Here is a 25,908-nt window from a genome sequence, read left to right as displayed (position 1 = left end):
CGCGCGGGGCCCGTCGTGGTGGTGGTGTCCTAGCCGACCCGGAGCGGGCTGTCGTCCCGCTCCTCGGAGAGCACGTAGCCCTCTTCGCCGTGGACGGCGGTGTCGATGCCAGCGACCTCGTCCTCGGTGGTGACGCGGAAGCCCATCGTCTTCTCGATGACGAACCCGATGATGAAGGCGAGCACGAACGAGTACGCACCGACGGCGAGGGCCGCTGCGGCCTGCTTGCCGAGCTGCTCGAACGAGCCGGAGTAGATCAGGCCGGTGTCGTTGGCGAAGAAGCCGAGGAACAGCGTGCCGAAGATGCCGCCGACCAGGTGGACGCCGACCACGTCGAGCGAGTCGTCGAAGCCGAGGCGGTACTTCCAGTCGATGGCGAAGCAGCAGACGATGCCGGCGAGGAAGCCGAGCAGGATGCCCCAGCCCGGGGTCAGCGCGGCACAGGCCGGGGTGATCGCGACGAGACCGGTGACGGCACCCGAGGCGGCGCCGACGGAGGTGGCCTTGCCGTCCTTGAGCTTCTCGATGAGCAGCCAGCCGAGGATGGCGGCGGCCGGGGCAGCGAGGGTGTTCACCCAGGCGATCGCGGCGATGCCGTCGGCGGCGCCCTCGGAGCCGGCGTTGAAGCCGAACCAGCCGAACCACAGGATCGCGGCACCGAGCAGGACGAAGGGCGGGTTGTGCGGCTTGTGCGCACCCTTGGCGAAGCCGACACGCTTGCCGAGGACGATCGCGAGTGCCAGGCCCGCGGCGCCGGCGTTGATGTGCACCGCGGTGCCACCGGCGAAGTCGATGACGCCCCAGGTGGCGGCCCAGCCCGAGGTGAGGTTGAACACCCACGAGGCGACCGGGAAGTACACGACCGTGACCCAGACGCCGGCGAAGACCATCCAGGCGCCGAACTTGGCGCGGTCGGCGATGGCGCCGGAGATGAGCGCGACGGTGATGATCGCGAACGTGGCCTGGAAGCCGACGAAGGCCATCGACGGGTAGGCGGCCTGGATGTCCGAGGACTTGGCCTCCTCGAAGGCCTGGCCGAGGCCGATCTGGTTCCAGTCGATGCTGAAGAAGCCGACGACGCCCGAGACCGCCGTGCCGTCACCGTGGTTGGCGAAGGCGATCGCGTAGCCGTAGACGACCCACAGGACGCTCACGAGTGCGATCGCGCCGAACGACATCATCATCATGGAGATGACGGACTTGGCCTTCACCAAGCCGCCGTAGAAGAAGGCCAGGCCGGGTGTCATGAACAACACCAGCGCCGCCATCACCAACACGAAGGTCGTGTTGCCCTGATCAAGCATCTGTTCACCTCTCGATTGCACGAGCGGTTCTGGGACCGCCTCGGGTGTGACCGAGTCTGGCGAGGCGAGGTTTCACGAGGGAGCACGAACTGTTTCGCGGATGTAACGCGACGCGGCGCTTTGTAAACGTCGTGTTTCGACTGGCCCGATGACCCCTGGACAGGGGCCGTCCATCGGCGCGGTCCGTCCGGACGGTGCCCGACAGCCGTCGTGCACTGCGCCCCGCCGTGGTCGTCGCGCCCCGGCTCTCCGGGGCGCGAAGGCCGCAGGCGGGCGCGCAGCTCGCGCCGGCCCCGGCCGGATCCCGGGCGTCAGCTCCGGCGACAGACCGGACGCCGCGCCCCGTCGCGGCCGTCGCGCCCCAGCTCCTCGGGGCGCGACGACCGCAGGCGGGCGCGGAGCTCGCGTCACCCGGCGCCCCACCACACCCGCGCCACCCGCGCCGCCCGGGCGCGGAGCCCGGACCACCGCGCCACTCCGACCCGACCACGGACGGCCGGGAGGCGCGTGGCGGACCCGCCACGCGCCTCCCGGCCGTCAGGGGTTCAGTCCAGGGCGCGGGTCAGCGCCACCACGCGCGAGGCGGCGCGCAGGTACTTCTTCCGGTAGCCGCCCTGCAGCATCGCCTCGGGGTACACCTGGTCGAGCGGCGTGCCCGAGGCCACGATCCGGACCTGCGCGTCGTACAGCCGGTCCACCAGGGCCACCCAGCGCAGCGCGTCGGTCTGGTCCGCGAACGCCCGGACGTCGGTGAGCCCGACGGCGTCGAGGCCCTCGACCAGGGCGACGTACTTCGACGGGTGCACGGAGCCGAGGTGCGCGACGACGGCACCGAAGTCGTCGAGCGTCACCGAACCGGACGGCAGCGCGGCCGGCACGTCGGACACGACCTGCGCCGACTCGTCGACCGCTCGGCGGCGGAAGTCGAGGCCGTCGATCCGCATCGTCTCGAAGCGGTCCGACATCGCCTGGATCTCGCGCAGGAAGTCCTGGGCGGCGAACCGGCCCTCGCCGAGTGCGCCGGGCGGCGTGTTCGACGTCGCCGCGAAGCGGGTGCCGGTCTCGGTGAGCTCCTTGATGAGGCGCGTCATCACCATCGTGTCGCCCGGGTCGTCGAGCTCGAACTCGTCGATGCAGACCAGGGCGGTCCCGCGGAGCAGGTCGACCGTGCCCTGGAAGCCGAGGGCCCCGACGAGCGCGGTGTACTCGATGAACGTGCCGAACGTCTTCCGGCCGCTGGCCGCGTGGTACGCCGCCGCGAGCAGGTGGGTCTTGCCGACGCCGAAGCCGCCGTCCAGGTACACGCCGGACTTCTCGGCGGGTTCCGCGGCCGCCTTCCGCCGGCCGAAGAGCCCCCGACGCGGGGTGTCGGCGGGGCCGGCGGCGACGAACGCGGCGACGGCGTCGCGGACGTCGGCCTGCGAGGCGTAGTCGGGGTCGGGTCGGTAGGACCCGAACGAGGCGTCCGCGAACTGCGGCGGCGGCACGAGTGCGGCGGCCATCTGCTGCGGGGTCACCTGCGGATCACGGTCGACGAGGTGGCTCGGCACCGAAGCGTGTTCAGGCAAGGACGGCCCTTCCGGGAAGCATGTCGTGGGGTGTCACGTTGCGGCTGGAGCACGGCACGTCCGCGTACCGTTGCCCACAGGCACCGACGACCGATCCTAGTCCGGTGCCGGATCACCACCTGGAGGTAGCCCACCATGACCGCACCGGTCGACCCGTCCGAGAAGTTCGCCGCCTACGCGCACCCCGAGCGCCTCGTCTCCACCGAGTGGCTGCAGGAGCAGCTCGACGCCGGCACCGGCGCACCCGACCTGGTGGTGGTCGAGTCCGACGAGGACGTCCTGCTCTACGAGACCGGGCACGTCCCCGGCGCGGTGAAGATCGACTGGCACACCGACCTCAACGACCCGGTGCAGCGCGACTACGTCGACGGTGCCGCGTTCGCCGAGCTCCTCGGCGGCAAGGGCATCGGCCGCGACACCACCGTCGTCATCTACGGCGACAAGAACAACTGGTGGGCCGCGTACGCCCTGTGGGTCTTCGCGCTGTTCGGCCACGAGGACGTCCGCCTGCTCGACGGCGGCCGCGCGAAGTGGATCGCCGAGGACCGCGCACTCACCACCGACGAGACCGCCGTCACGCCCGTCGAGTACCCCGTGGTCGAGCGCCGTGACGAGACCGTCCGGGCCTTCAAGGAGGACGTCCTCGCCCACCTCGGCAAGCCCCTCATCGACGTCCGCAGCGCACCGGAGTACAGCGGTGAGCGCACCACCGCGCCGGACTACCCGGAAGAGGGCGCGCTGCGCGGCGGACATGTCCCCACCGCCGTGAACATCCCCTGGGCGACCGCCGCCGCCCCGGACGGCACCTTCAAGCCGCGCGCCGAGCTCGACGCGATCTACCGCGAGGGTGCCGGCATCGGTGACGCCGACCAGGTCATCGCGTACTGCCGCATCGGCGAGCGGTCGAGCCACACGTGGTTCGTCCTGCAGCACCTGCTCGGCTACGACGACGTCCGCAACTACGACGGTTCGTGGACGGAGTGGGGCAGCGCCGTCCGCGTCCCCATCGTGCAGGGTTCCGAGCCGGGTGCAGTCCCGAACCGATGAACGACGCCACCCTCCCCGCCACCCTCGCCGAGATCCGCGACGACTTCCTCGCCCTCGGCCAGAAGGACCGCCTGCAGCTCCTGCTCGAGTTCTCGGACGAGCTGCCCGCCCTGCCGGAGCGGTTGCAGGGGCACGAGGACGAACTCGAACGCGTCGAGGAGTGCCAGTCCCCCGTCTTCATCACGGTCACCGTGGGCGAGGACGGCGACGCCCCCGACGTCGTCCGCATGCACGCCACCGCGCCGCGTGAGGCGCCGACCACGCGCGGCTTCGCCTCGATCCTCGCGCAGGGCCTGTCCGGTCTGACGGTGGCGCAGGTGCTCGCCGTGCCGGCCGACTACCCGCTGACGATCGGGCTCACCGAGGCGGTCAGCCCGCTGCGCATCCGCGGCATGGTCGGCATGCTCGGTCGCGTGCAGCGGCAGGTGCAGGCGGCGGCTGCGTAGACGCACTCGCGCTTCGTGAGCAGGAACGGTCGGGTGCGTGACCGTGACGCGACCATTCCTGCTCACGAAGCGCCGGACGGACCCGGGACGGACGGGAGGCGCGGTGCCAGCTGGCGCCGCGCCTCCCGTCCGTCGCCCACCCGGTGCGCACGCCGTCCTCCGGGACGCCGGTCGGCTCCCGTGCCACCATGGAGTCAGTACCAAGGGGGGGCGATCATGGCGGAGATCGACGGGACCGTTCCGACCGGCACCTCGGTCAGCGCGGCGGACGGCCTCGAGTCGCCACGACGGCGCGCGCGTCGTCGGCCGGGAGCGGGTGGCGCATGGCCGAACTGACCGCCGACGACGTCCACCTCGCACTCGTCGGGGAGACCGTCGACCTCATCTGGGTCGACTTCAGGCTCACCCTCGCGTTCTCGAACCGGAGCATGGTCTCGTTCGAGACCCCGTTCCGCGTGGGCAGCGTGGACGGCGAGACCGTCCAGGTGGATCCCGAGGACAAGGACTCCCTGCTCCCAGCGCTCCACCTGCACACACAGACGGTCTCGGCGGCGCAGATCGACGGGAGCACGCTCCGGATCGACTTCGCGTCGGGAACGACGCTCCGAGCGCACGCTGACGACCACCACGAATCGTGGCACTACTCCGGGCCGGAGACGCCGCCGGTCCGAGCGATCGTACTCGGCGGGGGCGAGCTGTTCATCTCGCTCCCGTCTGGGGACCGCCCCGGACGAGCCGGTTGACGTCTCCACCGGCCGAGTCTTGCGGGCGGTGCGCCACCACATCGTGAGCAGCAATGGTCGGGTGCGTGATCGCGACCCGACCGTTCCTGCTCACGAAGTGCCGGACGGACCCGGGACGGACGGGAGGCGCGGTGCCAGCTGGCACACCTCCCTCGCAGGCTCGGTCGGCGCGCCCCGCGTGCCGCTGGTGCGACACCGCTGAGCGGGGCGCGCCCGTCTTCGTCCGGTCGCGTCTACCGCGCGCTGGCCGCCCCGCGCCGCTGGACCACCTCGGTGAGCCACGCGAGGATCCGCGCGTCGAACCAGTCGGCGTCGTGGTTCCAGAGCTTGGTGTGCCGCGCGGTGGTCTGCACCTCGAGCCGGACCAGGTCCGGGCGGGCCGCGGCCAGGGCGTGCGAGGCGGACGACGGCACGAACCCGTCGTCGTCGCTGTGCAGCAGCAGGATCGGCACCGTGAGCTCGTCGGCGCGGGCGACCATGTCGAGCTCCCGCAGGTCGACGGGCTGCCGGAGCCCGGTCAGGCGGTGCAGCACCGGCGTGCGGAGCAGGCGCTGGGCGACCTTCCGCACCGGGCGCGGCAGGCGGAGCAGCTGGCTCTGCGACTTGAGGACCGCGTGCCAGTCGACGACGGCCGACTCGAGGACGACCCCGTCGACGAGGTCGGCGAACCGCGACCGCACCAGGGTCTGCAGCACCACCGCGCCGCCCATCGACCACCCCATGAGCACGACGCTCGTCGCGTGCTGCGCGGTGAGCCACCGGAGGACGCTGTCGATGTCCTCCCACTCGGTGCTGCCGAGCCCGTAGCGACGGTCGATGCTCGGCGGGGCGACCCCGTCGTTCCGCCACGACGCGAGCACGACCGAGTAGCCGGCGGCGCGGAACACCGGCACCGCACGGATCGTCTCGGCACGGGTGACGCCGCGGCCGTGCACGAGGACCGCCCACGGCGCCGCCGGGTCGTCGGCGCGCACGACCCAGGCCGGCGCGGGACCGTTCGGGGTGGGGACGTCGACGTCCTCGACCGGCACGTCGAGCTCGCCGGGGGTCAGGTAGAACCAGCCGCCCCAGCGTCCGCGGCGCGCGGTCGTCGGGTCACCGGCGTCGATGGCGATGATGCGTCGGGTGACCGTGGTGTCGGTCGTCGCGACGACGTCGCCGACCCGCATGTGGCCGGTGCCGCCGCCGAACCACAGGCTGTAGCGGCCCTGCAGCTCGGTGTCGGGCGTGCGTTCGAGCGTGACGGTCCCCCGCACACGGTCGACGGCGTGGATCGGGACGCGTTCGGTGCGCTTCCGGTCGGGCGTGACGACGGCTCGTGCGACCGCGGCGACGAAACCGCCGACGACGGCCGTGCCGACCAGGGCGGCGGCGACACCCGCACCGAGGGCGACGAGTCCGGCCGAGCGGGCGGTGTCCTGGACGCCGTCACCGGCGGGTCGCGCGGATCGGGACATGCTCCGGAGCCTAGTCTGCAAGCGTGTCCGAAACCCGAGAGCCCGACGCCTTCGCGCGGCTCCGCGCGTTCGTGTCCTCCGTCAGCAGCCGCGCCGAGACCACGGTCACCGAGATCCCCTCGCCGACGCGCATCGCGCCGTTCTCGATCGCCCTGGCGGCGGACGTCTCGGGCACCGCGCACGGCGTCGAGTCGGACCTCGGCACGGGCCGGTTCATCGCCCTGCACGACCCGGAGGAACCCGACGGCTGGCAGGGGGCGTTCCGCATCGTGACGTTCGCCCAGGCACCGCTCGAACCGGAGATCGGCGTCGACGAGTTCGTCGCCGACGTCACGTGGAGCTGGCTCGTCGACGCACTCGAGGCGCACGGCGCCGTGTACGACCACGCCTCCGGGACGGCCACCAAGATCATCTCGCGCGGGTACGGCGACCTCGCCGCCCAGGGTGACGGCGCTCAGCTGGAACTCCGCGCATCGTGGACGCCGCGGGGCGAGGACCTCACCCCGCACGTCCGGGCGTGGCAGGACATCGTCGCCATGCTCGCCGGTCTGCCTCCCGCCTCGGACGGTGTGACCCTGTTGGCCCCGAGGAGGCTCGCCAAGTGACCGACCCGAACCGAACCCCAGACCCGGCCGGATCGTCCCCGGCCGCGTCGTCCCCGGCCGGGTCGTCCCCGGCCGCGTCGTCCCCGGCCGCGTCATCGCCGGCCGGGTCGTCCCCGGCTGCGTCGTCGCCGGCGTTCGAGGACGCCCACGACGCCGTCAAGGTGATCGAGTCGCGCGAGGACTACCTCGCCGCGGTCGCTGCCATCGCCGCCGGACACGGCCCCGTCGCGGTCGACGCGGAGCGGGCCAGCGGCTACCGGTACTCGCAGCGCGCGTACCTCATCCAGGTCTTCCGTCGCGGTGCCGGCGCGTTCCTGTTCGACCCGATCGCGATCGGCGACTTCTCCGACCTGCAGGCCGCGATCGTCGACGAGGAGTGGCTCTTCCACGCCGCTTCGCAGGACCTGCCGTGCCTGCAGGAGGTCGGCCTCGTCCCGACGCGCATCTTCGACACCGAGCTCGGTGCCCGCATCGCCGGGTTCCCGCGCGTCGGCCTCGGAGCCGTGGTGGAGCAGCTGCTCGGCATCACGCTCGCCAAGGCGCACTCCGCCGCCGACTGGTCGACGCGTCCCCTGCCGCAGTCGTGGCTCGTGTACGCCTCGCTCGACGTCGAACTGCTCCCCGACCTGCGGGACGCCCTCGCCGAGCAGCTCGAGGTGGCCGGCAAGACGCGGATCGCCGCCGAGGAGTTCGCCGCCGTGCTCACCCGCGCACCGAAGCCCCAGCGCGCCGAGCCGTGGCGACGACTGTCCGGCATGCACGCCCTGCGCGGCGCCCGGGCGCTGGCGATCGCCCGGTCGCTGTGGACGGCACGGGACGCCTACGCCCGCGACGCCGACGTCGCCCCCGGTCGCACGATCCCCGACGCCGCGATCGTCGCCGCCGCGGCAGCGGCACCGGCGTCCCGCAGCGAGCTCGCCGGTCTCCGGGCGTTCACCGGCCGGGCGAGCCGCTCCGAGCTCGACCGCTGGTGGGCCGCCGTCGACGAGGGCCGCACCACCGAGGACCTGCCGAAGCTCCGCGGCACCGGCGAGGCGACGCTGCCCCCGCCCCGTGCCTGGGCCGACCGCAACCCCGCCGCCGACCGGCGGTACAAGGCCGCTCGCGCCGCCGTCACCGCCCGCGCCGAGGAGCTCGACATCCCGCTCGAGAACGTCCTCACGCCGGAGACCCTGCGTCAGGTCTCGTGGGAGCCGCCGACGCCGATCGCGACCGAGACCGTCGGGGCGGTGCTCGCGTCCCACGACGCCCGCCCGTGGCAGGTTGAGGAGACCGCGTCGATCATCGCGTCGGCCTTTGTCGCTGCCGAACAGCAGCCGGCGTCGTCGGACGACGACGCGTCGTAGGAACCGCCCAACCGGCATGCGGCCGCCCAGCCTGGGGGCATAGCGTCGGGAGCGTCGCCGGGCGAGGCCCGGCCCGGCCGGACCGACCAGCGGTCCGGCCCGATCGATGAGGATCTGGAGGCCCAGTTGCCAAAGGCATCAGACGTCGTCTTCGTGGACGGCGTACGGACACCGTTCGGACGAGCCGGCGAGAAGGGGGTGTTCTGGAAGACCCGGTCCGACGACCTCGCGGTGCACGCGATGCGCGGCCTGCTCGACCGGAACGCCCAGCTCGACGGAGCGGCGGTGGACGACGTCGCCGTCGCGGCCACCACGCAGCAGGGTGACCAGGGGCTGACGCTCGGCCGCACGGTCGGGATGCTCGCGGGGCTGCCGAAGTCGGTGCCCGGGTACGCCATCGACCGCATGTGCGCGGGTGCGATGACGAGCGTCACGACGCTCGCCGGTGCCATCGCCTTCGGCGCGGCCGACGTCGCGATCGCCGGCGGTGTCGAGCACATGGGACGCCACCCGATGGGCTTCAACGCCGACCCGAACCCCCGCTTCGTCGCGGAGCGCATGGTCTCGAGCGACGCGCTCGTGATGGGCGCCACCGCCGAACGGCTGCACGACCGCTTCCCCGCCATCACGAAGGACCGCACGGACGCCTTCGCCGTCCAGTCCCAGCAGCGCTACGCCGCCGCCTGGGCCGCCGGCAAGCTCCAGCCCGACGTCATCCCGGTCGAGGTCAACAAGGGCGACGGCTGGGACGTCGTCAGCACCGACGAGCCGCCGCGGCCGGGCACCACCCTGGAGGCGCTGGCCGCGTTGAAGACGCCGTTCCGGCCCCACGGACGGGTCACCGCCGGCAACGCCGCCGGACTGAACGACGGGGCGACCATGAGCCTGCTCGCGTCGGAGGACGGCGCGAAGCAGCACGGCCTGCCCACGAAGATGCGCATGGTCTCGTTCGCCTTCGCCGGCGTCGAACCCGAGGTCATGGGCGTCGGACCGGTGCCCGCCACCGACAAGGCCCTGGCGAAGGCCGGCCTGTCGATCGACGACATCGGCCTGTTCGAGATCAACGAGGCGTTCGCCGTCCAGGTGCTCGCGTTCCTCGACAACTACGGCATCGCCCAGGACTCCGCGAACGTCAACGCGTGGGGCGGCGCGATCGCCGTCGGCCACCCGCTCGCGTCGAGCGGCGTCCGCCTGATGACCCAGCTCGCCGCGCAGTTCGCCGAGCGTCCCGACGTCAAGTACGGCATCACCACGATGTGCATCGGACTCGGCCAGGGCGGCACCGTCATCTGGGAGAACCCGAACTGGTCGCGCAGCGCGGCCCGGAAGGCGGCCTGATCGTGAGCACCGTCGAGAACGACCGACTGACCGAACTGAGCGAGGACGAGGTCGTCACGCACTCGTACGTGAAGCACGTCACGATGCCGTCCGGCGGCACGCTGGCGCTCATCACCCTCGACAACGGCAAGGACCACAAGCGGCCGAACACCCTCGGCCCGCGCACCCTGCGCGAGCTCTCCGGGGTGCTCGACACCCTGAAGACCGAGGCGGCCGCCGGCACGATCCAGGGCGTCGCGATCACCGGCAAGGAGTACTGCTTCGCCGCCGGCGCCGACCTGTCGCAGGCGGCCTCGGTGCCGTCGCGGCAGGTGGCGCACGACCTCGCGGCCCTCGGGCACGCGACGCTGCGCAAGTTCTCCGACCTCGGGGTCCCCTCCTTCGCCTTCGTGAACATGCTGGCGCTCGGCGGCGGGCTCGAGATCGCCCTGCACTGCACGTACCGGGTGTTCTCCTCGGCCGCGCAGGGCATCGGGCTGCCCGAGGTCTTCCTCGGCATCATCCCCGGCTGGGGCGGCGCGACGCTGCTCCCCCGGCTGATCGGGCCCGAGAAGGCACTCCGCGTCATCGTCGAGAACCCGCTCAAGAACAACCGTCTGCTCGACGGTCCTGCTGCCGTCGAGCTCGGCATCGGTGACGCGCTCATCCCGTCGGTCACGTTCCTGCCCTCGGCCGTGGCGTGGGCCGACGGCGTCATCACCGGCGCGACCAAGGTCGTGCGGAAGAACGAGCCGGGCATGCTCGAGAAGGCCGCCTGGGGCACCGTCGTCAAGGTCGCGCGGAACCAGGTCGCGTCGAAGATCGGCACGGTCCCGAAGTCGCCGTTCCGGGCGCTCGACCTCGTCGCTGCCGCGAAGTCGGGTTCCCTCGACGAGCGCTTCGCGGACGAGGACGACGCCCTCGCCGACCTCATCTCCGGCGACCAGTTCGCCGCGTCGATGTACGCGTTCGACCTCGTGCAGAAGCGCGCGAAGAAGCCCGTCGGAGCGCCCGAGGGCGTCGAGGCGAAGAAGATCACGAAGGTCGGCGTCCTCGGCGCCGGGCTCATGGCGTCCCAGTTCGCGCTGCTGTTCGCCCGCCGTCTGGGCGTCCCCGTCGTCATCACCGACGTCGACCAGTCCCGCGTCGACGCCGGGGTCGAGCGGATCCGTGGCGAGGTCGCGAAACTGCTCGACAAGGGCCGGATCTCCCCAGACGACGCGAACCGCATCACCGCACTCGTCAGCGGCTCGGTGTCGTATGACGCCTTCGCCGACGCCGACTGGGTGATCGAGGCCGTCTTCGAGGAGATGTCCGTCAAGCAGGACGTGCTCCGTCGCGTCGAGGCGGTCATCGCGCCGGACGCGATCCTCGCGACGAACACGTCGTCGCTGTCGGTGTCCGAGATGGGTTCGGTGCTCGCCGACCCGTCGCGCCTGGTGGGCTTCCACTTCTTCAACCCGGTCGCGGTCATGCCGCTCCTCGAGGTCGTCCGCACCGGGGCGACCTCGGACGAGACCCTCGTCACGGCCCTCGCCGTGGCGAAGACGCTGAAGAAGACCGCGATCATCACCGCGGACCAGCCGGGCTTCGTCGTCAACCGGGTGCTCGCACGCGTCCTCGGTGAGGCGATGCGCGGCGTCGAGCAGGGCACCTCGTTCGACACGGTCGCGCAGGGCGCCGCACCGCTCGGCCTGCCGATGTCACCGTTCGAGCTGCTCGAACTCGTCGGGCTGCCGGTCGGCGCGCACGTGCTCGACTCGCACCACGCCGCGTGGCCTGAGCGCTTCTATCCCGGCGACGGGCTGGGGAAGATCGCCGAGCACGGGACGATCCTGACCCGCGACAAGAAGGGCAACGCGACCGGGTACGACCCCGCCGCCGTGAAGCTGGTCGCGCCGTCCAAGAAGGACGCGGACCCGGTCGACGCCGCCGAGATGCAGCGACGCTTCGAGGACGCCCTGGCCGACGAGGTGCACCGCATGCTCGAGGACGGTGTGGTGCAGCACGTCGAGGAGATCGACCTCGGTCTCATCCTCGGCGCCGGCTACCCGTTCCAGGCCGGTGGCATCAGCCCGTACCTCGACCGTTCCGGCGCGTCCGAGCGGGTCTTCGGCGGCACGTTCCACCAGCCGCCGATCGTCGGCCCGGCCTCCCGCTAGCCGGCGCCAGTCCGTCTCGCACGACCGGGGTCACCCCGAACCGCGGATCGCCGTGGTTCGGGGTGACCCCGGTTGTGCGGGGTACGGTCGAGCCGACGACGACCGCCCGCGCGGCGCAGCCGCCAGCGCGACTCAGCGGTCGGACGCGGCCGACTCGCGGGAGCGGGCGGGCTTCGCCTGCGGCAGCTTCGTGCCGACGACCTGGTCGATGACGTCGCGGGCGATCGCCTGCGCCGTGAGCCCCACGTCGGCGAGGATCTCGGAGCGCGTCGCGTGGTCGATGAACTCCTCCGGCAGACCGAGCTCGTTCACCCCGGTGTCGACGCCGGCGGCCCGCAGGTCCTGCCGCAGGCGCGTGCCGACGCCGCCGACCCGCACGCCGTCCTCCATCGTGATGACGAGACGGTGCGTCCGGGACAGCTCGATGAGCGACGACGGGATCGGCACCACCCAGCGCGGGTCCACCACGGTGACGCCGATGCCCTGCGCCTCGAGCAGCGCGGCGGCCTCGAGGGCGGTGGGGACCATCGACCCGACGGCGACGAACAGCACGTCGGGTGAGCCCTCGGGCGCGTCGCGGAGCACGTCCACCCCGTCGGACAGCCGTCGGAGCGCGGGGATGTCCGGTCCGACCTGGCCCTTCGGGAAGCGCACCACCGTCGGGGCGTCGTCGACCGCGACGGCCTCGCGGAACTCCTCGCGCAGGGTCGCGGCATCGCGGGGTGCGGCGATGCGGATGCCCGGCACCACCTGGAGCAGTGCGAGGTCCCACATGCCGTGGTGCGACGGGCCGTCCGGGCCGGTGATGCCGGCACGGTCGAGCACGAACGTCACGCCCGCCTTGTGCAGGGCGACGTCCATGAGCACCTGGTCGAACGCCCGGTTGAGGAACGTCGCGTAGAGCGCCACGACCGGGTGGAGTCCCCCGTAGGCCAGGCCCGCGGCGGTCGTGACGGCGTGCTGCTCGGCGATGCCGACGTCGTAGACGCGGTCGGGGTGCTGCTCCTGGAACAGGTGCAGCCCGGTCGGCCGGAGCATCGCGGCGGTGATGGCGACGACGCGCGGGTCCGCCGAGCCGGCGTCCGCCAGCGACGACGCGAACACCGAGGTCCACGACGGCCCGGACGCCGTGTCGAGCGACTCCCCCGTCTCCGGGTCGATGTGGCCGACGGCGTGGAACTGGTCGGCCTGGTCGCGCAGGGCCGGCTCGAAGCCGTGGCCCTTCTCGGTGATCGCGTGCACGATCGTCGGGGCGCCGTACGCCTTGGCCTGCCGGAGTGCGGCCTCCACCGCGCGCTGGTCGTGCCCGTTCACCGGACCGATGTACTTGATGTCGAGGTTCGAGTAGAGCGCCTCGTTGTTCGTGAAGCGTGACAGGAACCCGTGCAGGCCGCCCCGCATGCCCCGGTACACCGCGCGCCCCGGCGCACCGAACCGGTCGGCCACCGCCCGCGAGGTCTCGTACAGCGCCCGGTACTCGCGCCGCGTCCGCATCGAGCTGAGGAACCGCGCCATGCCGCCGATCGTCGGCGCGTACGAGCGACCGTTGTCGTTCACGACGATGACGAGTCGACGGTCGTTGTCGTCGGAGATGTTGTTGAGCGCCTCCCACGTCATCCCGCCGGTGAGCGCGCCGTCCCCGACGACCGCGATGACGGTGCGGTCGGTCTGCCCCGTCTGCCCGAAGGCGCGGGAGATGCCGTCCGCCCACGACAGCGACGACGACGCGTGCGAGGACTCGACGATGTCGTGCTCGGACTCGCTCCGCTGCGGGTACCCGGCGATGCCGCCCCGCTCGCGCAGCTTCGAGAAGTCCTGCCGGCCGGTGACGAGCTTGTGCACGTACGACTGGTGCCCGGTGTCGAAGACGAACGGGTCGCTCGGCGAGTCGAACACGCGGTGCATCGCCAGCGTCAACTCGACGACGCCGAGGTTCGGCCCCAGGTGCCCACCGGTCTTCGCGACCTCGGCGACCAGGAAGCGCCGGATCTCGGCGGCGAGGTCGGTCATCTGCGCGTCGGACAGACGCTTCAGGTCGCGCGGCGACGTGATGCTGCTGAGCAGGCTCACGGGCGCTCCTTTCGTGGGGCTGTCGGCCCACTCTATTCGCGTGGGGACGGAACGGACTGGAGGCGCGGTGCCAGAGCTGGCACCGCGCCTCCAGGCAGTATCCGGGTCGCGTCAGACGAGCGAGCGGAGCACGTACTGCAGGATGCCGCCGTTGCGGTAGTAGTCGGCCTCACCGGGGGTGTCGATGCGGACGACCGCGTCGAACTCGATCGGCTGCTTGCCGGCCGGCGAGTGCTCGCTCGGCGTCGCGGTGACGTGCACCGTCTTCGGGGTGCGGCCCTCGTTCAGCTCGGTCAGCCCGGAGATCGAGACGACCTCGGTGCCGTCGAGCCCGAGGGACTCGACCGTCTCGCCCGCCGGGAACTGCAGCGGGACGACGCCCATGCCGATGAGGTTCGAGCGGTGGATCCGCTCGAAGCTCTCGGTGATGACCGCACGGACGCCGAGCAGGTTCGTGCCCTTGGCCGCCCAGTCGCGCGACGAGCCGGAGCCGTACTCCTTGCCACCGAAGATGACGAGCGGGATGCCCTGCTCCTGGTAGTGCTGCGAGGCGTCGTAGATGAACGACTGGTCACCGTCGGGCGTCGTGAAGTCGCGGGTGTAGCCGCCCTCGACACCGTCCAGCAGCTGGTTGCGCAGACGGATGTTCGCGAACGTGCCGCGGATCATGACCTCGTGGTTCCCGCGACGCGAGCCGTAGGAGTTGAAGTCCTTGCGGTCGACGCCGTGCTCGGCGAGGTACTGACCCGCCGGGCTGTCGGCCTTGATCGAACCAGCCGGCGAGATGTGGTCGGTCGTGACCGAGTCGCCGAGCTTCGCGAGCACGCGGGCGCCGGAGATGTCCGACACCGCGTCGGGCTGCATCGTCATGCCCTCGAAGTACGGGGGCTTCCGGACGTAGGTCGACTCCTGGTCCCACTCGAAGGTGTCACCGGTCGGGGTCGGCAGGTTCTTCCAGCGGTCGTCGCCCTCGAACACGGAGCCGTACTCGTGGGTGAACATCTCGGTGTCGATCGAGGTGTCGATGACCTGCTGCACCTCGGCCGCGTCGGGCCAGATGTCCGTCAGGTAGACGTCGTTGCCGTCCTGGTCCTGCCCGAGGGCGTCCTTGTCGAAGTCGAAGTGCATCGACCCGGCCAGGGCGTACGCGATGACCAGCGGCGGGGACGCCAGGTAGTTCATCTTCACGTCGGGATTGATGCGCCCCTCGAAGTTGCGGTTGCCCGAGAGCACCGCGGTGACGGCGAGGTCGTTGTCCTGCACGGCCTGCGAGATCTCCTCGGGCAGTGGGCCCGAGTTGCCGATGCAGGTGGTGCAGCCGTAGCCGACCGTGTAGAAGCCGAGCTGCTCGAGGTAGGTCGTGAGACCGGCCTTCTCGTAGTAGTCGGTGACGACCTTCGACCCGGGCGCGAGGGTGGTCTTCACCCAGGGCTTCGCGGTGAGGCCCTTCTTCGCGGCGTTCCGGGCCAGGATGCCGGCGGCCATCATGACCGACGGGTTCGACGTGTTCGTGCACGACGTGATCGCGGCGATCGCGACGGCGCCGTGGTCGATCGTGAACGGCGCACCGTCGGCGATCGCGACCGAGGTCGGCTTCGAGACGGTGCCGGGCGCGCTCGAGGCGTGCACGGGGACCTCGGAACCGGGGGCGTCCTGCAGGTCGTCCACGGCGTGCTCGTCACCGGGGGCCGCTGCCACCGGGTCGGACGCCGGGAAGGTGTCGGCGACGGCCTTGTCCTGCTCGCTGTGGTCGATGCTCGCGTAGTTGGCGAGGTCGACCTCGAACTGGTCCTTGGCCTTCGACAGCTCGATGCGGTCCTGCGGGCGCTTCGGGCCGGAGATCGAGGGCACGACCGTGGACAGGTCGAGCTCCATGTACTCGGAGTAGTTCGGCTCGACCGAGGCGTCGTGCCACAGGCCCTGGGTCTTCGAGTAGGCCTCGACCAGGGCGATCTGGGCCTCGTCGCGACCGGTGAGGCGCAGGTAGTCGAGCGTGACGTCGTCGACGGGGAAGATGGCGGCGGTCGACCCGAACTCCGGCGACATGTTGCCGATGGTGGCGCGGTTCGCGAGCGGCACGGCGCTGACGCCCTCGCCGTAGAACTCGACGAACTTGCCGACGACGCCGTGCTTGCGGAGCTCCTGCGTGATGGTGAGCACCACGTCGGTCGCGGTCACACCAGCCGGGATCTCACCGGAGAGCTTGAAGCCGACGACCTTCGGGATGAGCATCGAGACGGGCTGGCCGAGCATCGCGGCCTCGGCCTCGATGCCGCCGACGCCCCAGCCGAGCACGCCGAGCCCGTTCACCATCGTGGTGTGCGAGTCGGTGCCGACGAGCGTGTCCGGGTAGGCGTACGTCTCGCCGTCGAACTGGCGCGTGTACGTGACCTTGGCCAGGTACTCGATGTTGACCTGGTGGACGATGCCGGTGCCCGGCGGGACGACCTTGAAGTCCTCGAACGCGGTCTGGCCCCAGCGGAGGAACTGGTAGCGCTCACCGTTGCGCTCGTACTCGAGGTCGGTGTTGCGCTGCAGGGCGTCCTCGCGGCCGAACAGGTCGGCGATGACGGAGTGGTCGATGACCATCTCGGCCGGGGACAGCGGGTTGATCTTGTTCGGGTCGCCACCGATCTCCGCCATCGCCTCGCGCATGGTGGCGAGGTCGACGATGCAGGGGACGCCGGTGAAGTCCTGCATGACCACTCGGGCCGGGGAGAACTGGATCTCGGTGTCGGGCTCGGCGTCGGGCTGCCAGGAGCCCAGGGCGCGGATCTGCGCCTCGGTGACGTTCTTGCCGTCCTCGGTGCGGAGCAGGTTCTCGAGCAGCACCTTCAGGCTGTACGGCAGCTTCTCGTGACCGGGAACCGTGTCGATCCGGTGGATCGCGTAGTCGACACCCCCAACCGACAGTGTGTCCTTCGAGCCGAAGCTATTGACTGCAGCCACCGTGCCGCCTCCCTACTGATCGGTTTGCCCTCATCTTCGCGGGCCGTGGACCGTCCCACCAGCAAGGCAAACCTAATCCCGTGGCCGCCGGAGCGCCCGCGGGAACTGTCTCGATGTCGAGACAACTCTACACCGCGGCGGTGTCGTCCTCGCGACGGAACACGGTGCGGACGAGCAGCCAGGTGACCCAGAGCACGGCCGCGTAGAGCGGGACGCCGGTGATGAGCTTGATCCCGGCCAGCAGCTCCACCTGGGCGGTCACGTAGAGCGGGACCTCGATGAGCAGCCGGACCGCGAAGAGGCCGACCCAGATCCAGGTCGCGACCGTCAGCACCCGGCGCTTGGCCGGGTCGGCGCGCCAGTCCTGGTGCGAGCCGTCCGCGTTCGGCGGCAGCAGGAACCCGACGATCAGCCCGATGAGCGGACGACGGATCGCGAGCGTCACGAGCAGCCCGACGAGCCACACGGCGTTGATGACGATGCCCGGGATGAAGTTGCTCTCGGCCTTGCCCGTGATGAGCGCGAGACCGGCCGAGATCGCCACGCCGAGGATGCCGGCGAGCGACATCGCGAGGGACTGCCGCTGCAGCAGCCGGAGCACGACGAACACCGCACCGATCACCACCGGGATCACGACGCTCGGCACGAGCTCCTTCGTGACGGCGTAGACGACCAGGAAGGCGAGACCGGGCAGGACCGACTCGGCGAGGCCGCGCACGCCGCCGACCGCGGTGAGCAGGGCACGGCCGGACGGCGCCTCGCCGGGGGCGACCTGGCCGATGCCGGCGTTCCGCACCGCGTCGCGGAGCTGCGCGTTCAGCGACAGCGGCTCCGCGTGCTCCGACGCGAGGGGGTCGTCGGACGCCGGTCGGCCGGCCGACGCGCCACGGAGGTCGTCGGTGACCCCGTCGGGTCGCGGGGAGTCGTCGTGGTCCGGCACCGGGCCTCCTGGCAGATCGTGTCGTCGGTCGACGTGGTGACGCGTCAGATCGCGGTCTGGGTCGACTTCGGCATGTGCAGCGGGATGAGGTCGCGCGGCGGCATCGGCGTCGTGCCGCGCACGACGACGACGCTGCGGAACAGCTCCTCGATGTCGGACGCGTCGTCGGGCTGCTCGGCCGCCTTGCCGGCGATCACGCCGCGCAGGAACCAGCGCGGGCCGTCGACGCCGACGAAGCGCGCCGGGCGCATGCCCGCGACCCCGCCGTCCGCCGCGACCGGGACCGAGGCGCGGAGCTCCGGGCCGAACGGGCCGTCGACCTCGGTCACGGTGCCGCCCTGCTGCTCGATCTGGTCCGCGATCTGCGCACGGATCTCGTGCCAGAGGCCGGTCGACCGCGGGGCGGCGAACGGCTGCACCTGCAGGGTCGAGTCGTCGAAGTCCAGGCCCACCGCGACGACGCGCTGCGAACCCTCCTCGACCTCGAGGCGCAGGTGCAGGCCCTCGCGCGGCAGCACCTTCACGCCACCGAGGTCCACGTACGGACGGACCAGGTTCGCCTCGGTCTCGTCGTGCGGGCCGTTCTCGGCGCGGTCGCCGGGCGCGGACTTGTCCGTCGGGGCGACCTCGTCGACCTCGTCGAGGTCTGCGTCGGCATCGATCGCGATGTCGACCTCGGGCGTGGTGTCCGCCACCTCGACGTCGTCGACGACGGCTTCCGCCACCTCGACCTCGTCACGCTTGCGTCGGCCGAACTTCATGCGCGCGTTCCTTCCTGAACGTCTCCGGCGGCGCCGCTGGCGGCACCGCTCCGGTCACCGTAGCCCGACGAACCGAAACCGCCCTGGCCGCGGACGCTGTCGGGCAGCTCGTCCACCCGCGTGTACGTCACCCGGGGCACCGGCATCACGATCACCTGTGCGATCCGGTCGCCGACCTGCACCGCGTACGGCTCGGTCTGGTCCGTGTTGAGCAGCGCCACCTTGACCTCGCCGCGGTAGCCGGCGTCGACGGTCCCCGGCGCGTTCACGATCGTGATGCCGTGCTTCGCCGCGAGGCCGCTGCGCGGGACGACGAACGCCGCGTAGCCGTCGGGCAGTGCGATCCGCAGACCCGTGCCGACCAGGCGTCGCTCACCCGGCTGCAGCACGAAGGCCTCGGTCGAGACGAGGTCGGCACCGGCGTCGCCGGGGTGTGCGTGGCCGGGGGCGTTCTCCCCGGTCCAGAGGACGTCGACTGGTTCGGTCACGTGACGAGGGTAGTGCAGAGCGTGACCAGACCGTGACCTCGGCCGAGTCGTGGTCGAATGGACCCGTGACCCTGTACCGCGAACGACTCTGGGCGCCCCCGGCGCTCTACCTGGCGACGGCCCTCGTCATCCCGGCGTCCCTGCTCGTCTTCCTGCCCATCAGCGTCCTGGCCGGCGTGCTCGTCGCCATCGGGATGTACCTCGGCGTGCTCGTCCTGCTCTGGGTCCTCGCCCCCGTCGTCGAGGTCACCGACACCGAGTTCCGCGCGGGTCGGGCACGACTCCCCCGGGCACTCGTCGGCTCGGTCGAGGCGTACGAGGGCGCCGAGGCCACCACGCAGCGCGGGCCGCGGCTCGACGCCCGGGCGTGGACGCTCTTCCGCGGGTACGTGCGCGACGTCGTGAAGGTCGAGGTCCGCGACGACGCCGACCCCACGCCGTACTGGCTCGTCAGCGTCCGGCAGCCCGCCAAGGTCGTCGAGGCGCTGCGGTCCTGACGGGCGGTTCCGCGCGGGTGCAGTTCCGCGCGTGGGTGGCTGTTCGCGCGTGGGAAGCTGTTCCGCGCATGGGTGGCTGTTCCGCGCAGCAGTCCCGCGCGTAGGAGGACAAATCGCGCGTAGGAGGCCGGAAGGAAGGGCTCCCTACGCGCGATCCGACTCACCACGCGCGATTCGACCCACCACGCGCAGAACAGCACACCACGCGCAGAACAGCACACCACGCGCGGAACTGCGGGGACGGCGAAGGCCCGCTGCTCCGGGGAACAACGGGCCTTCGGTGATCGGTGCGTCTAGAGCGCTGCGCACTCGGCGCAGACCGGTCCGAGCTTCGACTCGTGGTCGAGCTGGGAGCGGTGCTTCACGAGGAAGCACTCGACGCAGGTGAACTCATCGACCTGCGGGGGCAGCACCACGACGTCGAGGTCGACGTCGCTGAGGTCCTGTCCGGCGAGTTCGAAGCTGCCGGGGTTGTCCGAATCATCGTCGACGACCCCCGACATCTTGTCGGGAACGCGCTCCTTGAGGGCCTCGATCGACTCCGAGTCGGAGTTGTCGTCGGTCTTCCGGGGGGCGTCGTAATCGGTGGCCATGCCCATCCATTTCTCGTATCGAGAGGTCGTCGCCGGGTGATCGGCGGCGACAGTTTGCACCACGTCCCGCCGGAGCGCAAACCGAGTGCTTCGGCGGGTCGTCGTGGCCCTGCAACCCGCGGTCGACACCGGACATTCCCGCTGTCCGACAACGTCCGTCGCGCAGTCCGCGGCACGCCCGTGCGCCTCCCACGGAACGCCGCGCGGTGACTGCATACTCACGGGGTACGACGCACGACCGTACGCGATGCTCGGAAGGCGGAACCATGCAAGACGTGAGAGTCATCGGAGTCGAGTCCGGCGCACTCCTCCTGGCGACCGACGGCGGCACCGAGTTCCGGTTGCCCGTCACGTCGTCGCTGCCGGGGCAGGTCCGCCAGGCGAACCCGGAGGCGGGACCGCAGAAGCGGGTCTCCCCGAAGGACGTCCAGGCACGCATCCGTGGCGGCGCCGACGCCGCGGACGTCGCCGCCGCGCTCGACGTGGACGTCGAGTACGTGCGTCGGTTCGAGGGCCCGGTGCTCGCCGAACGTGCGTTCATCCTCGACGCCTCGCACCGCGTCCCGGTGACCCCGGTCGACGACCAGGCCCCCGACACCTTCGGCGAGGCGATCACCGCCAAGCTCGAGGCCGGCGAGGCCACCGCGATCACCTGGGGCTCCTGGAAGCACCCGGAGAGCGGCTGGCAGGTGCGCGTGCGCTACACGGCGGCCGAGGTCGAGCACGACGCGCAGTGGCGCTTCGACCCGAAGACGTCGACCCTGGTGCCGGACAACGGCGACGCCCACCGCCTGTCGCACACCGAGGACGAAGGCATCGCCCCGCGCCTGCGCGCCGTCGAGTACGAGCAGCCGGACGACGACGGCACCCGCTTCGACTCGGGCGCGTTCCGCGTCGACGAGCCCGACGAGGCCCCCGCCGAGCCCGAGCCCGTGGACCGCGCGCCCCTGCGTGCGCCGCTGCCCCGCATCGGCCAGGCCGTGGTGGACGAGCGAGCGCCCGGCAACGAGACCGCCGACCTGCTCGAGGCCCTGCGTCGCCGACGCGGAGAGCGCGAGGCCGCCTCGTTCACGGACCAGCGCGACGAGCCCCGCGGCACGTCGATCAGCGTCGTGGACATCCCGCTGCAGGGGTTCGAGGACGACGACGCCCGCGGGACGGCGCCGCAGCCGGCCGAGGACCGTCCGACCTCCGCCCCCGAGGCCGAGGGGCGTCAGGAGCGTCGCAAGCGCAACCGTCGGTCGATGCCGAGCTGGGACGAGATCGTCTTCGGCACCCGTCCGGACGACGACCCCGCCTGACCCGGGCCGTCCCGCGGCGGTCGGTCGCCTAGGCGAAGGCTCCGGCGAGCCGGAGCGGGACGAACAGTTCGTCGTCCGTCATGGCGCCGTGCTGGCCGACCATCCGGCGAGGCGTCTCGTTCGCACGCAGTGCCCGGTCGTCGTTGAAGGCCCAGGAACCACGGGCGACCAGGACCACGTCGCCGATCCGCGGCGCGACCCGCGGGTCGACGGTGCCGAACCAGCCCGCCTCGACGGCCTCGTCACGGCTCGCCACGAAGGCCTTCTTGCCGTACTTCGCCCGGAAGGCACCGACCAGTGCCCGGACGTCGGTGCCGGGGGCGACGGTGAACTGCCGGCAACGCGGGTCCCCCGCGACGCCGACGACGTCGGTGAGCAGCAGCGGGTCGATGGCGATGTTCGCGTGCTCGGGGACGTCGAGCACGCCGTGGTCCGCCGTCACGAGCACGCCGACGTCGGCAGCCGACCGGGCGTCGAGCCGGGCGAGCTCCCCGTCGAGCAGTTCGAGCGACGCGGTCCACCGGTCCGACTGCCAGCCGTGCTTGTGCCCGATCGAGTCGAGCTCCGGCACGTACAGGTAGACGAGCGAGCGGCCGGTCGCCGTCGCAGCGAGGGCCGCGTCGACGCGGTCCGGGATCGAGTCGGCCGAGACGTAGCGTGCCCCGCCGAGCACGTTCGCGGTCATGCCCGACGACCGGTAGCGGTCGGGACCGACCACCACCGGGTCGACGCCGAGCCCGGTCGCGCTGGTGAACAGGGTGTCGGACAGCAGCCACCCCGCCGGGACCTGGCTGTCCCACCCGCTCAGCAGGTTGACGACGGTGCCGGAACCGGGTTCCCAACCGCTGTAGCCGACGACCCCGTGAGTGCCGGGCGAGCGCCCGGTCGTGAGCGTCGTGAGCGCGGCGGCCGTGGTCGTCGGGAACCCGCTCCGCAGCTTCTTCGCGGTGCCGGTCCCCTTCGCGGCGGCGAGCCAGCGGGCGTGTCCGGCGCGCGCGGACAGCGCGCCGGCACCGAGGCCGTCGACCAGCACGACGACCGCGGAACGGGCGGGGCGGAGGGTGATCCGGGCCTCCAGGCCGCTCTCGCGCAACCACGTGTCGTCCGCAGCGCCGAGCGCGACGAGGCAACTCGGCAGGACGTCGGCGAGGTTCGCGGCGGCGTCGGGGGCCGTCGGTACGCTGGTTCCCATTCCACAGAGTCTTCCAGACCGCGGTCTTCCAGACGACGCTGGCCAGCCAGCGCGGTCTGTCCGCCCAGAAAGGTGCCATGGCACGCACGGACGCAGTCGGGCTGCCCGACGGTGAGCGCATCGAGGAGATCGACGTCTCCGAGGAGATGCAGGGGTCGTTCCTCGAGTACGCGTACTCCGTCATCTACTCGCGCGCACTGCCGGATGCCCGCGACGGCCTGAAGCCGGTCCAGCGGCGGATCCTGTACCAGATGGCCGAGATGGGCCTGCGGCCGGACCGCGGACACGTCAAGAGCGCCCGGGTGACGGGCGAGGTCATGGGCAAGCTGCACCCCCACGGCGACGGTGCCATCTACGACGCGCTCGTCCGCATGGCCCAGCCCTTCACGATGCGGGTGCCGCTCGTCGACGGGCACGGCAACTTCGGCTCGCTCGACGACGGTCCCGCCGCGGCCCGGTACACCGAGGCGCGGCTCGCCGAGCCCTCGATGGCGATGACCGAGGGCCTGGGCGAGGACGTCGTCGACTTCGTCCCGAACTACGACAACCAGATCATGCAGCCGGGCGTGCTGCCCGCGGCATTCCCGAACCTCCTCGTCAACGGCGCCTCCGGCATCGCGGTCGGCATGGCGACGAACATGGCACCGCACAACCTCGGCGAGGTCGTCGAGGCCGCGAAGCACCTGCTCATGAACCCCGGCGCCACGCTCGACGAGCTCATGGAGTTCGTCCCCGGCCCCGACCTGCCCGGTGGTGGCACGATCGTCGGGCTGTCCGGGGTCCGCGACGCCTACGCGACGGGGCGCGGTTCGTTCCGCACCCGGTCGAAGGTCAGCATCGAGAACCTGACCCCGCGGCGGGTCGGCCTCGTCGTGACCGAGCTGCCGTACCTGGTCGGGCCGGAACGCGTGATCGAGAAGATCAAGGACGGCGTCCAGTCGAAGAAGCTCGTCGGCATCTCCGACGTCAAGGACCTGACCGACCGCAACCACGGGCTGCGGCTGGTCATCGAGATCAAGAGCGGCTTCAACCCGACCGCCGTGCTCGAGCAGCTGTACAAGCACACCCCGCTCGAGGACGGCTTCGGCATCAACAACGTGGCGCTCGTCGGGGGCTCCCCGCGCACGCTCGGGCTGCGCGAGCTCCTCGACGTGTACGTGCAGCACCGTCTGGACGTCGTCACCCGCCGGTCGCAGTACCGGTTGGCCCGGCGTCGGGAACGGCTGCACCTGGTCGAGGGCCTGCTCGTCGCGATCCTCGACATCGACGAGGTCATCCAGGTCATCCGCACCTCGGACGACTCCGAGGCCGCGCGCAACCGCCTGCGTGACGTCTTCGACCTGTCCGAGGTCCAGGCCGAGTACATCCTCGAACTGCGCCTGCGCCGCCTGACGAAGTTCTCGCGCATGGAGCTCGAGGCCGAACGCGACCAGCTCCTCGCCGACATCGCCGCCCTCGAGGAACTGCTGGCGTCGGACGAGCGGCTGCGCGCCCAGGTCGCGCTCGAGCTGACCGAGGTCTCCGACCGGTTCGCGACCCCGCGCCGGACCCTGCTCACCGAGGCCGACGCCCCGGTGCGGGGCGGCCGCAAGGCCGCGGTGGACCCCGAGTCGTTGCAGATCGCCGACTCACCGTGCCGTGTGCTGCTCTCGACCACCGGGCGGCTCGTGCGCGTCGACATCCCGACGTCCGAGCTCGGCATCGTGCGGGTCCCGAAGCGCTCCAAGCACGACGCCGTCCGTTCGGCGATCGTGAGTTCCGTGCGCGGGCAGGTCGGCGCGCTGACCTCCACGGGTCGGGTGCTGCGGATGTCGCCCGTCGACGTCCCGGCGGTCCCGCCCGCGGCGGTGCGGCTGGACGCCGGCGTGCGGGTCACCGACTTCCTCACCCTGACCAAGGGCGAGACCGTCGTGGCACTCGTCGACCTGTCCGGCGCTTCGTCGGACTCGCTCGCGATCGGCACCGTGCAGGGCGTCGTGAAGCGGGTCGTGCCCGGCGCCTGGCCCGACAAGCCGGAGTTCCCCGCCATCGGTCTCAAGCCGGGCGACGCCGTGGTCGGCGCTGCGCAGGCTCCGGAGTCCGACGACCTCGTGTTCATCACGTCGAACGCGCAGCTGCTGCGGTTCCCGGCGTCGGCCGTGCGGCCGCAGGGCCTGCCGGCCGGTGGCGTCGCCGGCGTCGCACTCGCGGCGGGGGCCGCGGTCGTCTGGTTCGGGTCCGTCTCCCGGTCCGACGAGGCCGTGGTCGCCACCGTGTCGACGACCTCGACCGCGCTGCCCGGCACCGACGCCGGTCGGGCGAAGGTGTCGGCGCTGTCCGAGTTCCCGGCGAAGGGCCGTGCCACGCAGGGTGTCCGGGCGCACGCGTTCCTGAAGGGCGAGGACGGCCTGACCGTGGGCTGGGCCGGCATCGCTCCGCCGCACGCCGTCGGCACCGACGGCGCAGCACGCACGCTGCCGGACTGGCTGTCGAAGCGCGACGGGTCGGGGGCGCCGCTCGAGGCCGTCATCGGCTCGATCGGCGGCAGCGCCGCGACGCTCGACGGCACCGCCGGCGAGGCGTAGGAGCGCAACCGCTCCCGCGCGCTGCGGCTGCCGGTGCTGCGGCTGCCGCTGCTGCGGTTGCCGCAGCGGCGGTCTGCGGACGGCGGCCCGCGGGCTGCGGCCTGCGGGGCTGCGGCCTGCGGCCTGCGGCCGTCGCTGCGGGCTGCGGCCGTCGGCCAGTGGCCGCGGTGGGCTGGTGCTGCGAAAGCGACAGTCCTGCGCGAATGGTTCGTGCAGGACTGTCGCTTTCGCGAAGGAACCGGCGCAGTTGACGGACGGGAGGCGCGGGTCGACCCCGCCACGGGCCTCCCGTCCGTCCACGCAGAAGTAGGTCGCGGAGCGGCCCCGTCGCCACCACGCGGAAGCGAGGCGGCGCGGCGGGGCGGCGGCGCGGCGGCGGCGGGGCGAGAGCGGGTGCCCCATTGCCCTGCCGCGCGAAAGCGACAGAACGGCGGGAACTGTCGGCGGGATCCTGTCGCTCTCGCGGAACAGAGCGCGTACGACGGCGGCTCGGAGTCGCTCGCGCAGGACCGGGTCGCTTTCGCGGCACCGCCGCACTTGAGCGCCACCGCCGCATTC

General features: G+C 71.8%; 20 protein-coding genes. 10 read left to right on the top strand and 10 right to left on the bottom strand.

Going from position 1 to position 25,908, the window contains the following annotated elements; genetic code table 11:
• Nucleotides 1-29: 29 nt before the first annotated feature.
• Both BIU94_RS05385 and zapE read right to left on the bottom strand, forming a co-directional pair.
• Nucleotides 30-1,304, bottom strand: a complete 1,275-nt coding sequence (locus BIU94_RS05385; protein WP_071255094.1) for an ammonium transporter — start codon at nucleotides 1,302-1,304, stop codon at nucleotides 30-32.
• Between the two features lie 545 nt (nucleotides 1,305-1,849).
• Nucleotides 1,850-2,872 carry a cell division protein ZapE gene (gene zapE, locus BIU94_RS05380; RefSeq protein WP_071255091.1) on the bottom strand — a complete coding sequence of 341 codons (1,023 nt, stop codon included), beginning with the start codon at nucleotides 2,870-2,872 and terminating at the stop codon, nucleotides 1,850-1,852.
• A gap of 135 nt (nucleotides 2,873-3,007) precedes the next feature.
• On the opposite strand from zapE, the gene BIU94_RS05375 reads away from it, so the two are divergent.
• From BIU94_RS05375 to BIU94_RS05365, 3 genes are all read left to right on the top strand, one after another.
• Nucleotides 3,008-3,919 (top strand): sulfurtransferase, encoded by a 912-nt coding sequence (locus BIU94_RS05375; RefSeq protein WP_071255089.1) that lies wholly within the window; start codon nucleotides 3,008-3,010, stop codon nucleotides 3,917-3,919.
• Nucleotides 3,916-4,365 carry a SufE family protein gene (locus tag BIU94_RS05370; protein WP_071255087.1) on the top strand — a complete coding sequence of 150 codons (450 nt, stop codon included), beginning with the start codon at nucleotides 3,916-3,918 and terminating at the stop codon, nucleotides 4,363-4,365. Before BIU94_RS05375 ends, BIU94_RS05370 begins: the two co-directional genes overlap by 4 nt.
• A gap of 323 nt (nucleotides 4,366-4,688) precedes the next feature.
• Nucleotides 4,689-5,108: a DUF6188 family protein gene (locus BIU94_RS05365; protein ID WP_071255085.1), complete on the top strand. Its 420-nt coding sequence runs from the start codon at nucleotides 4,689-4,691 to the stop codon at nucleotides 5,106-5,108.
• 233 nt (nucleotides 5,109-5,341) lie between these two features.
• Here BIU94_RS05365 and BIU94_RS05360 read toward each other — a convergent pair whose 3' ends face one another.
• Nucleotides 5,342-6,565 carry a S9 family peptidase gene (locus BIU94_RS05360; protein WP_083404596.1) on the bottom strand — a complete coding sequence of 408 codons (1,224 nt, stop codon included), beginning with the start codon at nucleotides 6,563-6,565 and terminating at the stop codon, nucleotides 5,342-5,344.
• A 23-nt stretch (nucleotides 6,566-6,588) separates the two neighbouring features.
• Between BIU94_RS05360 and BIU94_RS05355 the strand changes: the two genes are divergently transcribed.
• The 4 genes from BIU94_RS05355 (at nucleotide 6,589) to BIU94_RS05340 (ending at nucleotide 11,995) form a co-directional block, all read left to right on the top strand.
• On the top strand, nucleotides 6,589-7,170 hold the full coding sequence (locus BIU94_RS05355; protein ID WP_071255080.1) for a DUF3000 domain-containing protein: 582 nt from the start codon (nucleotides 6,589-6,591) through the stop codon (nucleotides 7,168-7,170).
• A gap of 161 nt (nucleotides 7,171-7,331) precedes the next feature.
• Complete coding sequence (locus BIU94_RS05350) at nucleotides 7,332-8,516, top strand: HRDC domain-containing protein (RefSeq protein ID WP_071256281.1); 1,185 nt, start codon at nucleotides 7,332-7,334, stop codon at nucleotides 8,514-8,516.
• Nucleotides 8,517-8,642: 126 nt separating this feature from the next.
• On the top strand, nucleotides 8,643-9,854 hold the full coding sequence (locus tag BIU94_RS05345; protein ID WP_071255078.1) for a thiolase family protein: 1,212 nt from the start codon (nucleotides 8,643-8,645) through the stop codon (nucleotides 9,852-9,854).
• Nucleotides 9,851-11,995 (top strand): 3-hydroxyacyl-CoA dehydrogenase NAD-binding domain-containing protein, encoded by a 2,145-nt coding sequence (locus tag BIU94_RS05340; protein ID WP_083404649.1) that lies wholly within the window; start codon nucleotides 9,851-9,853, stop codon nucleotides 11,993-11,995. The genes BIU94_RS05345 and BIU94_RS05340 overlap by 4 nt, the downstream gene beginning before the upstream one ends.
• A gap of 132 nt (nucleotides 11,996-12,127) precedes the next feature.
• On the opposite strand, the gene dxs is transcribed toward BIU94_RS05340, so the two are convergent.
• The 5 genes from dxs to dut all read right to left on the bottom strand — a co-directional run bounded on the left by dxs (nucleotide 12,128) and on the right by dut (nucleotide 19,203).
• Nucleotides 12,128-14,065, bottom strand: a complete 1,938-nt coding sequence (dxs, locus tag BIU94_RS05335; RefSeq protein WP_071255076.1) for a 1-deoxy-D-xylulose-5-phosphate synthase — start codon at nucleotides 14,063-14,065, stop codon at nucleotides 12,128-12,130.
• Between the two features lie 111 nt (nucleotides 14,066-14,176).
• A complete protein-coding gene (locus BIU94_RS05330) occupies nucleotides 14,177-17,014 on the bottom strand; it encodes an aconitate hydratase (RefSeq protein WP_071255074.1) in 2,838 nt (945 codons plus the stop codon).
• Nucleotides 17,015-17,141: 127 nt separating this feature from the next.
• Nucleotides 17,142-17,954, bottom strand: a complete 813-nt coding sequence (locus BIU94_RS05325) for a DUF3159 domain-containing protein (RefSeq protein ID WP_071255071.1) — start codon at nucleotides 17,952-17,954, stop codon at nucleotides 17,142-17,144.
• A gap of 44 nt (nucleotides 17,955-17,998) precedes the next feature.
• Nucleotides 17,999-18,715, bottom strand: coding sequence for a DUF3710 domain-containing protein (locus tag BIU94_RS05320; RefSeq protein WP_254782924.1), 717 nt, complete (start codon nucleotides 18,713-18,715; stop codon nucleotides 17,999-18,001).
• Nucleotides 18,712-19,203 (bottom strand): dUTP diphosphatase, encoded by a 492-nt coding sequence (gene dut, locus BIU94_RS05315; protein ID WP_071255069.1) that lies wholly within the window; start codon nucleotides 19,201-19,203, stop codon nucleotides 18,712-18,714. Before dut ends, BIU94_RS05320 begins: the two co-directional genes overlap by 4 nt.
• A 65-nt stretch (nucleotides 19,204-19,268) precedes the next feature.
• On the opposite strand from dut, the gene BIU94_RS05310 reads away from it, so the two are divergent.
• A complete protein-coding gene (locus tag BIU94_RS05310) occupies nucleotides 19,269-19,700 on the top strand; it encodes a DUF3093 domain-containing protein (protein ID WP_071255067.1) in 432 nt (143 codons plus the stop codon).
• A 293-nt stretch (nucleotides 19,701-19,993) separates the two neighbouring features.
• On the opposite strand, the gene BIU94_RS05305 is transcribed toward BIU94_RS05310, so the two are convergent.
• The gene (locus BIU94_RS05305; protein WP_031263038.1) at nucleotides 19,994-20,293 is read right to left on the bottom strand and encodes a DUF4193 domain-containing protein; all 300 of its coding nucleotides are present in this window, start codon (nucleotides 20,291-20,293) and stop codon (nucleotides 19,994-19,996) included.
• 275 nt (nucleotides 20,294-20,568) lie between these two features.
• Here BIU94_RS05305 and sepH point away from each other — a divergent pair, with 275 nt between their 5' ends.
• A complete protein-coding gene (gene sepH, locus BIU94_RS05300) occupies nucleotides 20,569-21,594 on the top strand; it encodes a septation protein SepH (protein WP_175472105.1) in 1,026 nt (341 codons plus the stop codon).
• A gap of 28 nt (nucleotides 21,595-21,622) precedes the next feature.
• Here the strand turns inward: sepH and BIU94_RS05295 are convergent, their stop codons facing one another.
• Nucleotides 21,623-22,786 (bottom strand): alkaline phosphatase family protein, encoded by a 1,164-nt coding sequence (locus BIU94_RS05295; RefSeq protein WP_071255063.1) that lies wholly within the window; start codon nucleotides 22,784-22,786, stop codon nucleotides 21,623-21,625.
• Nucleotides 22,787-22,863: 77 nt separating this feature from the next.
• On the opposite strand from BIU94_RS05295, the gene BIU94_RS05290 reads away from it, so the two are divergent.
• A complete protein-coding gene (locus tag BIU94_RS05290; RefSeq protein ID WP_071255061.1) occupies nucleotides 22,864-25,350 on the top strand; it encodes a DNA topoisomerase (ATP-hydrolyzing) subunit A in 2,487 nt (828 codons plus the stop codon).
• The last annotated feature ends 558 nt before the right edge of the window (nucleotides 25,351-25,908 follow it).

The sequence above is a fragment of the Curtobacterium sp. MMLR14_006 genome (assembly GCF_001864985.1).
Taxonomy (GTDB): Bacteria; Actinomycetota; Actinomycetes; order Actinomycetales; family Microbacteriaceae; genus Curtobacterium.
This window is presented reverse-complemented; position numbering and strand designations above follow the sequence as displayed.